The organism is Kineococcus glutinatus (assembly GCF_039542765.1).
GTDB lineage: Bacteria > Actinomycetota > Actinomycetes > Actinomycetales > Kineococcaceae > Kineococcus_A > Kineococcus_A glutinatus.
The window spans coordinates 1-2,998 of sequence record NZ_BAABIL010000367.1; the positions used below are offsets into that span (position 1 = coordinate 1).

Below are 2,998 nucleotides of genomic sequence, written 5' to 3' on the forward strand. Positions count from 1 at the left end.
CCAGGCGCAGCGTCGGGAAGTCGCGGAACAGGTCCGCCGTGAGGAACTGCATGAACGCCGCCGCCGCGGCCACCGCCAGCAGCGCCGCCGTCACCAGCCGCACCCCCGTCACGCCCCACGCCGCCAGCACCGGCCGCGTCAGCACCGAGTACCCGCTCCAGTAGCGGAAGTACCCCGCGTCCGGCACCAGCGAACCCCCCGCCGCCAGCGACCGGATCTCCGCGACCCCGCCCTCGCACGAGCTCAGCCGCACCCCGCCCGCCGCCCGGACCCAGACGCTGCGCGGGTCGTCCGCCGAGCTCACCCCGTACCCCAGCACCACGCACTCGGTGAACCGGTCGGCGCGCCCGCCGAACCCGTCCGGCGCGTACGGGGCGCCGTACTCACCGCTGTCCACGGCCTGCGCCAGCCGCGCCACGACCGGCCCGTTCGGCACCGCCTGCGCCGCCACCAGCAGGCCGAACAGCACCACCTGCAGCGCCAGCAACCCCGCCAGCACCGACGCGCAGAACCGGAGCACCTCCCTCACCGCGGCGCCCCCGGCGCCGGCGCCGCCAGCCGCGCCGGGGGCGCCGGGTAGCGCAGGTAGGCCAGGCGCATCGACTCGTCCGCCGCCCGGCGCACCGCGTCCAGCACGAACCCCACCGCCACCACCAGCGCGGCGACCATCCCCAGCGCCGAGGCCAGGATCGCCGTGGGGAACCGCGGCACCAGCCCCGTCCGCGCGAACTCCACCACCAGCGGTATGCCCAGCAGCACCGCCACCAGCGCCAGCAGCCCGCCCAGCACCGAGTGCACCAGCAGCGGCCGCTCGTAGTGCGCCAGCCGCACGATCCACCACAGGATGCGCCACCCGTCGCGGTAGGTGCGCAGCTTGCTGGTGCTGCCCTCCGCCCGGTCCCGGAACCCCACCGGCACCTCCCGCTGCGGCACCCGCAGGTTCACCGCGTGCACGGTCAGCTCCGTCTCCACCTCGAACCCGCGCGAGATCGCCGGGAACGACTTCACGAACCGCCGCGACATCACCCGGTAACCGCTCAGCATGTCCGTCACCGGCGTCCCGAACACCCGGCTGACCACCTCGTTCAGCGCCCGGTTGCCCGCGGCGTGGCCGCGGCGGAACGCGGTGAGGCTGCCCGGCCGGCGCACCCCCACGACGTGGTCGTACCCGCCGGAGGCCAGCACCCGCAGCAGCTCGCCCGCCGCCGAGGCGTCGTAGGTGTCGTCGCCGTCGATGAGGACGTAGACGTCGGCCTCCAGGTCCGCGAAGGCCCGGCGCACCACGTTGCCCTTGCCCGGCCGCTCCTCCACCCGCACCAGCGCGCCGTGCCGGGCCGCGACCTCCGCCGTGCCGTCGGTGCTGCCGTTGTCGTAGACGTACACCTGCGCGCCCGGCAGCGCGGCGCGCACGTCGTCGACGACCTTGCCGACGGCGGCCGCCTCGTCGAGGCAGGGGATGACGACCGCCACGCGGGCGGCGGCCGCGGTGGTCGCCGGCACGGCGGGCGGGGCTCCGGTCACGGTCGGCGACCCTAACGGGCGCACCGGCAGGGCGGCGCTGCGCCGCCCGGGTGAGCTCGTTCCAGCCCGTGACCGCACCGGTCGATGCAGAGATGGGCCACCCGCCCCACCACCGCCCCCACCCGGAGGTACGCCGTGCTCCGCCGCCTGCGCACCCTCGCGGTCGCCGCCCTCGTCGGCGCCGGCCTGCTCACCGTGCCCGCCGCGCCCGCGCAGGCCGCCGGCAGCGCGACCCTCTACCCGAACGACGTGCAGTGCACCGTCGCGGGGGGCTACCAGTGCCGCGCCAGCATCGAGTGGCGCACCAGCACCTACGGGCCCGAGACCGGCGCGGTGCAGATCCGCCGGCGCACCCTGTTCTCCGTCTACGCGCAGGCGGGGGAGAGCATCCTGCTGGGCTCCTCCGCGATGGGCACGGGCGACGCGGACATCACCGTCTGGAACCCCGGCGTCGTCACCGACACCAACGCGCTGACCCTGCCCGCCGTCACCACCGGCGCCAACGGGTTCCGCTGCGCCGAGCAGCGCACGAGCTCGGGCTCCACCACCCAGGGCCTCATCAGGACCCGCGCGGAGGAGAAGGCCGGGCCGCAGGCCCTCAGCGGCGGTGGCAACCCCACCGGCTACCAGCCCTGCTCGTACACCGCGCCCGTGACCGGCATCTACCACGTCGCCTTCTACGGCCCCGCCGGTGCCGGTACCGACGGCAACCTCGCGCCCAGCGGCAAGATCTACGACCCGACCAACACCGCCACCCTCGCCACGCCGTGGACCGCGCCCAGCACCAGCACGACCAACGGCGGGGAGGCCTCCGTCGCCGCCTGGGACATCACCCTGCGCTCCGGTGCCGCCTCCACCACGGCGATCAACGGCCGCGTCTTCACCTACGTCTTCGCCGGCTACATGGGCGGCAAGTACCGCACCGTGGACCTGCCGCTGTACGTGACCACGCACGACGGCTTCCGCTACCGCGTGCGCACCCGCAGCATGGAGCCCAACGGCTTCGTGCTCTACGGCAACCGCGACGGCTTCCTCGACGCCGACGGCAGCCCGCTGCACCACGACATCGTCACCGCCGGCGCCGAGCAGCAGCAGCTGAAGAACCTGGTGGGCGGGGTGAGCCTGGCCCCGCCGGAGTACCCGCTGTCCCTGGAGCCGCTGGCCGCCGAGACGCTCACCGCCCTCGGTGTCCCCACCACCCCCGTCGCCCCGGACCTCACCTCCGTCGCCTTCGCCGGTGCCGCCCCGGCCGGCGCCGGGTACGTCACGCGCGGCGGGACGTTCACCCTCACCTCCACCACCGCCGGCACCTACGAGCTCGTCGTCAGCCGCGACGGCACGAGCTTCGACCCCGGTGCCCCCACCAACGTCGCGCTGCGCGGCACCGCGACCGCCGGCACCACCACCGTCGCCTGGAACGGCAAGGACAACGCCGGCAACGACTTCCCCGTGGCGTCGAGCTACACCGTGCGAGCGG

General features: G+C 75.2%; 2 protein-coding genes and 1 pseudogene. 1 reads left to right on the forward strand and 2 read right to left on the reverse strand.

The window, feature by feature from the left end; genetic code table 11:
- Nucleotides 1-529: hypothetical protein (locus ABEB16_RS13680; protein ID WP_345712797.1), on the reverse strand; the 529-nt coding region annotated here is incomplete at its 3' end.
- A complete protein-coding gene (locus tag ABEB16_RS13685) occupies nucleotides 526-1,521 on the reverse strand; it encodes a glycosyltransferase (RefSeq protein ID WP_345712798.1) in 996 nt (331 codons plus the stop codon). The genes ABEB16_RS13680 and ABEB16_RS13685, both read right to left, overlap by 4 nt.
- A 135-nt stretch (nucleotides 1,522-1,656) precedes the next feature.
- On the opposite strand from ABEB16_RS13685, the pseudogene ABEB16_RS13690 reads away from it, so the two are divergent.
- Nucleotides 1,657-2,998: pseudogene (locus tag ABEB16_RS13690) on the forward strand (hypothetical protein); the annotation flags it as partial.